This window comes from Phenylobacterium sp. (assembly GCF_046291545.1).
GTDB lineage: Bacteria > Pseudomonadota > Alphaproteobacteria > Caulobacterales > Caulobacteraceae > Phenylobacterium.
The window spans coordinates 22280-29513 of record NZ_JBKBSM010000019.1 but is presented as its reverse complement, the minus strand read 5'-3'; the positions used below and the strand labels follow the sequence as shown (position 1 = coordinate 29513).

The window sequence follows — 7234 nt, the reverse complement described above, 5'->3', positions numbered from 1 at the left end:
GGGCCGCCGCCGCCAGCGCCACGGCCGCCCCTGCGGCGGCGCCCGGGGCGACGCCCGTCGTGCCGGGCCTGCCCACCACGCCGACCGGGGCCCGCCTGGGCCGCGCCGAGGCCCTGCCGCCGGCCGAGCTGGAGGCCTTCGTCGACGGCGTCGTCAAGAACGCCATGGCCCGCGACCACATCGCCGGCGTGACGGTTTCGGTGGTGCAGGACGGCCAGATCGTCCTGAAGAAGGGCTACGGCTTCGCCAGCCTCGCGCCCGAGCGCCGGGTCGATCCGGACCGGACCCTCTTCCGCATCGGCTCGATCTCCAAGACCTTCACCTGGATCGCCCTGATGAAGGAGGTGGAGGCCGGCCGCATCCGGATCGACGCCCCGGTGAACCTCTACCTGCCCGAACGCCTGCAGATCCGCGACCAGGGCTTCCGCACCCCGGTGCGGGTGATCAACCTGATGGACCATTCGGCCGGCTTCGAGGACCGGGCGCTGGGCCATCTGTTCGAGCGCCGCTTCGAGCGCGTTCGCCCCACCGCCGACTACCTGCGCCAGGAACGGCCGCGGCGCGTGCACCAGCCGGGGGCGGTCGCCAGCTACTCCAACTACAGCGTCGCCCTCGCCGGCCAGGCGCTGAGCTATGTGTCGGGCAAGCCGTTCGAGCGCCTGATCGAGGACGAGATCCTGCGGCCCCTGGGGCTGAACCGCACCACCTTCCGCGAGCCGCACCCGCCGAAGTCGGGGCTGCCGGCCCCCATGGCCCCGGCCCTGGCCGAGGACCTGTCGGACGCCTACCATTGGACGCCCGGCGGCTTCGCCGAGCGCGACTTCGAATACATCGGCCAGGTCGCACCCGCCGGCTCGGCTTCGTCCACCGCCGCCGACATGGCCCGCTACATGCTGCTGCTGCTCGGCGAGGGCTCGCTGGACGGCGTGACGATCTACGGGCCCAAGGCCGCCCAGGCTTTCCGCACGCCGATCCGGCGCACCCCCGAGGGCGTCAACGGCTGGAGGCACGGCTTCATCGCCTATGACCTGCCGGGCGGGCTGAAGGGCTACGGCCACGCCGGGGCGACGCTCTCGTTCATGTCCAACATGGTGGTGGTCCCGGCGCTTCGGACCGGCGTCTTCGTCAGCACCAACACCGACACGGGCGGGCGGCTGGCCGAGACCCTGCCGGCCCAGGTGGTGCAGGAGTTCTACGCCGCGCCCCAGGTGTTCCCGCGGCCCGGCTCCCCGGCGCTAAAGGAGCGCGCCTCCACCTTCAAGGGCTACTACCTCGGCACGCGCCGGGCCTACGGCGGCCTGGAGAAGTTCGTCGGCCTGCTGCTGGCCGGCGCCTCGGTCCAGGTCAACGGCGACGGGCGGCTGGTCGTGGCGACCAGCCAGGGGGTCGAGGCCTTCGCTCCCGTCGGCGATCCGGCCCAGGGCCAGTTCGTCGCCGCCCGCGGCGGCGAGCGGCTGGCGTTCCGAATCAGCGACGGCCGCGCGACCGGCTTCCTCACCGGCATGAACGCCCAGGCCTTCGAGCGCGCCGGCTTCTGGATGCGCCCGCAGGTGCTGGCGACCCTGGCCATCCTGTCGGGGATCGCCGCGGCCGCGACCCTGGCCGGCGTGGTCCTGCGCAACCGCCGCGAACACCGCGAGACTTCGGTCCAGGGGCGCGCCAGCGTGATTCAGAACACCCAGGCCGCCCTGTGGCTCACCGCCCTCGTCCTGTTCGCGGTCTGGGCCGCCAAGGCCTCCGACGTGGCGAAGATCATGTACGGCTGGCCGGGCGGCGAGCTGGTCATCGCCTCTGCCTGCGCCCTGGTGGCCGCGGTGCTCACGCTCCTGACGCTGGTGCTGCTGCCGGCGGTGTGGCGCGGCGGCCGGCGGGTCGATAGCTGGTCGCCCCTGCGCAAGCTCGCCTTCACGCTGACGGTCGCGGTCTATTCGGCGTTTTCGCTGGTCCTCGCCCTTTGGGGCGTTCTCGCCCCCTGGGGCGGCTGACGGCGGCCGGCCTTGGCCGCGCCGCGTCAGTATGCAGCGCCCAAGGCGGCGCTTTTTGCCGATCCTTAAACCGCCCGTTTACCATGAGGTGGGTAAAACCTGCCTAGCGGCGGGCGCCACAGGTCGGCTCCCCACGCGTATCGGGGGGGCGGACCGCCTTGAATCAGTTTGTCGCCGCACTGCAAAGGTTCGGCATCGGCCGGCTGGCGGCCATCCTCGGTATCGGCGCCGGCGTGGCCGCCGCCCTCGTCGCCCTGACGATGAACCTGGGCGAGCCCAAGGCGCTGCTCTATTCGAACCTGGACCTCAAGGAAGCCGGCTCGATCACCCAGGCGCTGGACCAGGCCGGGGTGAAGTACGAGGTCAAGGGCGACGGCTCCTCGATCCTGGTGCCGCGCGACGAGGTCGCCTCCACCCGCCTGATGCTGTCGGGCAAGGGCCTGCCGACCTCCGGCTCCGTCGGCTACGAGATCTTCGACGAATCCAACGCCCTGGGGCAGACCGATTTCGTCCAGCAACTGAACCAGCAGCGCGCCCTGGAGGGCGAGCTCGCCCGCACGATCCGCAGCCTGGAAGGCATCACCTTCGTGCGCGTCCACCTGGTGCTGCCCAAGCGCCAGCTCTTCGAGGACGAGGCCGAGCCGCCGTCCGCCTCCGTCACCCTGGGGGTCGGCGGCCGCGAGCCGACCGCCGAACAGGTCCGCGCGATCCAGAACCTGGTCGCCGGCGCCGTGCCGAACCTGAAGCCGGACCGGGTGACCATCGTCGACCAGCACGCCAAGACCCTCTCCGGCGAAAGCGGAACCGAGGCCGCCGCCGACGGCCGCAAGTCCGACGTCGAGCAGCGCATCGCCAAGACCGTGCGCGCCCTCGTCGAAGGCGTGGTCGGCCCGGGCAAGGCGCGGGTCAACGTCACGGCCGACCTGGACCTGTCGCGGGTGACGCTGCAGGAAGAGACCTTCGACCCCGACGGCCAGGTGGTCCGCTCCGAGCAGACCGTCGAGGAGAGCGCCCGCGAGAACCAGCCGGACGGCAACGGCACGACCTCGGTGTCGGCCAACATCCCCGGCGGCCAGGGCAACTTCGAGGGCGGAGCCAATGGTTCCGCCAGCGGCCGCACCGAATCGACCACCAACTACGAGATCTCGCGCACCACCCGCACCGAGGTGCAGGAGCCCGGCCAGCTGAAGCGCCTGTCGGTGGCCGTGGCCGTGGACGGCGTCACCGCGCCCGGCGAGGACGGCAAGCCCGGCGCCTACACGCCGCGCAGCGCCGAGGAAATGCAGCGCATCGAGCAGCTGGTGCGCGCGGCCGTCGGCTTCAACGCCGACCGGGGCGACCAGGTGACGGTGGTGAACGTGCGCTTCCCCAGCCTGGACACGGGCGCCGGCGAAGGGGTGACCGCCACCAATCCGCTGATGGGCTTCGACAAGAACGACATCATGCGGGCCGTCGAGCTGGGCATCCTGGCCCTGGTGGCGATCCTGATGGTGTTCTTCGTGGTCCGCCCGCTGATCAAGAGCGCCACGGGCCCCGGCGGCGGCGTGCCCGCCCCCCTCGGCCAGGCCCGCGTCGGCGGCGCCGACCTGGTCCACGCGCAGATGAGCGACGGCGGCGGCGACAGCCTGGCCGTGATCGGCCCCGCCGGCGAGCCGCTGGAGCAGAAGATCGACATCGCCCGCATCGAGGGCCAGGTGAAGGCCTCCTCGGTCAAGCGCGTCGCCGAATTCGTTGAACGTCATCCGGAGGAGTCGGTGTCGATCGTTCGCACCTGGCTGCATGACACGGCATGAGCGGGCGCAAGGGAAAGGCCATAACCGACGCCTCCAAGCTCACCGGGCCCGAGAAGGCCGCGGTGATCCTGCTGGCGCTGGGCGAGGAGCACGCCACCATCTGGTCGGCGCTGGACGACGAGGAGATCAAGGAGATCTCCCAGGCCATGGCCAGCCTCGGCAACGTCGCCTCGAGCGCGGTCGAGGACCTGATGGTCGAGTTCATCGCCGGCCTGTCAGGGGCCGGCGCGATCATGGGCTCTTTCGAACAGACCCAGCGCCTGCTGTCGGCGATCATGCCGCCCGACAAGGTCGAGGCCCTCATGGAGGAGATCCGCGGTCCGGCGGGTCGGACCATGTGGGACAAGCTGGGCAACGTGAACGAGGCGGTCCTCGCCAACTACCTGAAGAACGAATACCCGCAGACCGTCGCCGTCGTGCTGTCCAAGGTGAAGTCGGACCACGCCGCCCGCGTGCTCGCCGCCCTGCCCGAGGACTTCGCCCTGGAGTGCGTCATGCGCATGCTGCGCATGGAGCCGGTGCAGCGCGAGATCCTGGACAAGATCGAGCAGACCCTGCGCATCGAGTTCATGTCCAACCTGGCGCGCACCTCCAAGCGCGACAGCCATGAGATGATGGCGGACATCTTCAACTCCTTCGACCGGCAGACCGAGGCGCGCTTCATCGCCGCCCTGGAGGAGCGCAACCGCGAGAGCGCCGAGCGCATCCGGGCCCTGATGTTCGTCTTCGAGGACCTCGGCAAGCTCGACCCGGGCGGCGTCCAGACCCTCCTGCGCGCGGTGGAGAAGGACCAGCTGGCCCTGGCGCTCAAGGGCGCCTCGGACGCCCTGCGCGAGATGTTCTTCTCCAACATGTCCGAGCGGGCCGCCAAGATCATGCGCGAGGACATGGAGACCATGGGCCCGGTCCGTCTGCGCGACGTCGACCAGGCCCAGATGGCCATGGTCCAGGTCGCCAAGGACCTGGCCGCCAAGGGCGAAATCATGCTGGCCGGCGCCGGCGGCGACGATGAGCTGATCTACTGATGACCCAGTCTTCTCCCCGCAAGTTCGCCTTCGACACCGTCTTCGACGGGGCCGGCGACGTGGCCTCGGCGCCGGTGCGGCCCAAGCGGCTGTTCCCCGCCGAGGAAGTCGAACAGATCCGCGCCCAGGCCTACGCCGAGGGCGAGCGGGCGGCCCTGCGCAGCATGCAGGCGCTGCAGGCCCAGGCTCTGGCTTCGATCGCCGATTCCTGCCGCCAGGCCCTGCCGGTGCTGGCCGAGGTGGCGCACGAGCACCGCACCGGTTCGGCCGGCCTGGCCCTGGCCTGCGGCCGGGCGATCGCCGACGTGGCGCTGGACAGGTTTCCCCTCGCCCCGCTGCAGGCCGCGGTGGAGGCCCTGGCCCGCGAGATCGAGACCGCTCCGCGCCTGGTGGTCACCTGCCCGCCGGACCTCGCCGACGGCGCGGCCAAGGCCCTGGCCGAGACCGCCCAGGCGATCGGCTATCCCGGCCAGATCCAGGTGCGCCCGCACATGAGCCTGAACGCCGGCTTCACCCTCGATTTCGGCGACGGCGCGGCGAGCTTCGATCCCCAGGCGGCGGCCGAACGCGTGGCCGCGGCCCTGACGGCGGCGCTGGCCGCCGAGGGCCTGCACGCCGAACCCCTCGTCCGCGGCGGCGACAACTGAAAGGCCGACCATGTCCGACAACGAATTCAAGCTCGACGAGTTCGCCCCCGACGGCCCCAGCCTGGGCGAGGCGATCGAGGCCGGCGAGAAGTCGGCCACCGACCTGGCGCCCGTGTTCGACGTGCCGGTCAACATCTCGGCCGTGCTCGGGCGCTCCAACATGTCGGTCGCCCAGCTCCTCCAGCTCGGCCAGGGCAGCGTGCTGGAGCTGGACCGCAAGGTCGGCGAGGCCATCGACATCTATGTGAACAACCGCCTGGTCGCGCGCGGCGAGGTCGTCATCGTCGACGACCGCCTGGGCGTGACCATGACCGAAATCATCAAGGACGGCGACGCGAGCGCCTGACGGCGCCTGCGTAGAGGAGGACAATCATGCGGCTTCTGGTCGTCGGACAATTGAACGGGCAGCTCGCCACCGCCGTGAAGATGGCGATGAGCGCGGGCGCCAAGGTGAGCCACGTGGATTCCATCGCGGCCGCCACCCACGCGCTGCGCGCCGGCCAGGGCGCGGACCTGCTGCTGGTGGACTACGAACTCGACATCGCCGGGCTGATCCGGGCCAACGAGGCCGAGCGGATCAACGTGCCGGTGGTGGCCTGCGGCGTCGCGGCTGATCCGAAGAAGGCGGCGGACGCGATCCGGGCCGGGGCCAAGGAGTTCATCCCCCTGCCCCCCGAGGCCGAGCTGATCGCCGCGGTGCTGGCGGCCGTCTCCGACGAGAACCGCCCGATGGTGGTGCGCGACGCGGCCATGCAGTCGGTGATCGCCCTGGCCGACCAGGTCGCCCCGTCCGACGCGTCCATCCTGATCACCGGCGAAAGCGGCGTCGGCAAGGAGGTGGTCGCCCGCTACATCCACCAGAAGTCCCGTCGGGCCGCCCGTCCGTTCATCTCGGTGAACTGCGCGGCCATCCCCGACAACCTCCTGGAGAGCGAACTGTTCGGCCACGAGAAGGGCGCCTTCACCGGCGCCGTGGCCCGCCGGATCGGCAAGTTCGAGGAGGCCAATGGCGGCACCCTGCTGCTGGACGAAATTTCGGAGATGGACGCGCGCCTGCAGGCCAAGCTGCTGCGCGCCATCCAGGAACGCGAGATCGACCGGGTGGGCGGCGCCAAGCCGGTCAAGGTGGACATCCGCATCCTGGCCACCTCCAACCGCGACCTGGCCCAGGCGGTGCGCGACGGGACCTTCCGCGAGGACCTGCTCTATCGCCTGAACGTCGTGAACCTGCGCCTGCCGCCCCTGCGCGAGCGGCCGGGCGACGTGGTGGCCCTGGCCGAGCACTTCGCCCGCAAGTACGCCGCGGCCAACGGCCTGGCCAACAAGCCGATCTCCGAGGAGGCCAAGCGCCGCCTCGCCGGCCACGCCTGGCCGGGCAACGTGCGCGAACTGGAAAATGCGATCCATCGCGCCGTGCTGCTCTCCAGCGGCCCCGAGGTCGAGGAGAACGCCATCCGCCTGCCTGACGGCCAGCCCCTGGCGGCGGTGGACCCCGGCGCCCGCGCCGCCCAGGCCGCCTATCAGGCCGCCGAGACCGCCAGCCGGGCCTTCGTCGGCCAGACCGTGGCGGCGATGGAGCAGCAGCTGATCCTGGACACCCTCAGCCATTGCCTGGGCAACCGCACCCATGCGGCGACCATCCTGGGGATCTCGATCCGCACCCTGCGCAACAAGCTGAAGGAATACTCCGACGCGGGCGTCGCCGTGCCCCCGCCCCAGGGCGCCATGGGCGCCAGCGCCGCCTGATCGCCTAGGAACGCCCCAGCATGTCCGACGCCCAGCTC

At 71.2% G+C, this 7234-nt stretch carries 6 protein-coding genes; all 6 read left to right on the top strand.

What is annotated here, in order from left to right; translation table 11 throughout:
• Positions 1–1985, top strand: a 1985-nt coding sequence (locus ACK4YQ_RS19010; RefSeq protein WP_409613725.1) for a serine hydrolase domain-containing protein, incomplete at its 5' end; no start/stop codon positions are given.
• A 158-nt stretch (positions 1986–2143) separates the two neighbouring features.
• Entirely contained in the window at positions 2144–3778 is a 1635-nt protein-coding gene (fliF, locus tag ACK4YQ_RS19005) for a flagellar basal-body MS-ring/collar protein FliF (RefSeq protein ID WP_409613722.1), read from the top strand.
• The gene (fliG, locus tag ACK4YQ_RS19000; protein WP_409613719.1) at positions 3775–4803 is read left to right on the top strand and encodes a flagellar motor switch protein FliG; all 1029 of its coding nucleotides are present in this window, start codon (positions 3775–3777) and stop codon (positions 4801–4803) included. Before fliF ends, fliG begins: the two co-directional genes overlap by 4 nt.
• Positions 4803–5450, top strand: coding sequence for a flagellar assembly protein FliH (locus ACK4YQ_RS18995; RefSeq protein WP_409613716.1), 648 nt, complete (start codon positions 4803–4805; stop codon positions 5448–5450). Before fliG ends, ACK4YQ_RS18995 begins: the two co-directional genes overlap by 1 nt.
• Before the next feature lie 10 nt (positions 5451–5460).
• Positions 5461–5796, top strand: a complete 336-nt coding sequence (fliN, locus tag ACK4YQ_RS18990; protein ID WP_409613713.1) for a flagellar motor switch protein FliN — start codon at positions 5461–5463, stop codon at positions 5794–5796.
• Between the two features lie 26 nt (positions 5797–5822).
• The gene (locus ACK4YQ_RS18985) at positions 5823–7196 is read left to right on the top strand and encodes a sigma-54 interaction domain-containing protein (RefSeq protein ID WP_409613710.1); all 1374 of its coding nucleotides are present in this window, start codon (positions 5823–5825) and stop codon (positions 7194–7196) included.
• Positions 7197–7234 lie beyond the last annotated feature (38 nt).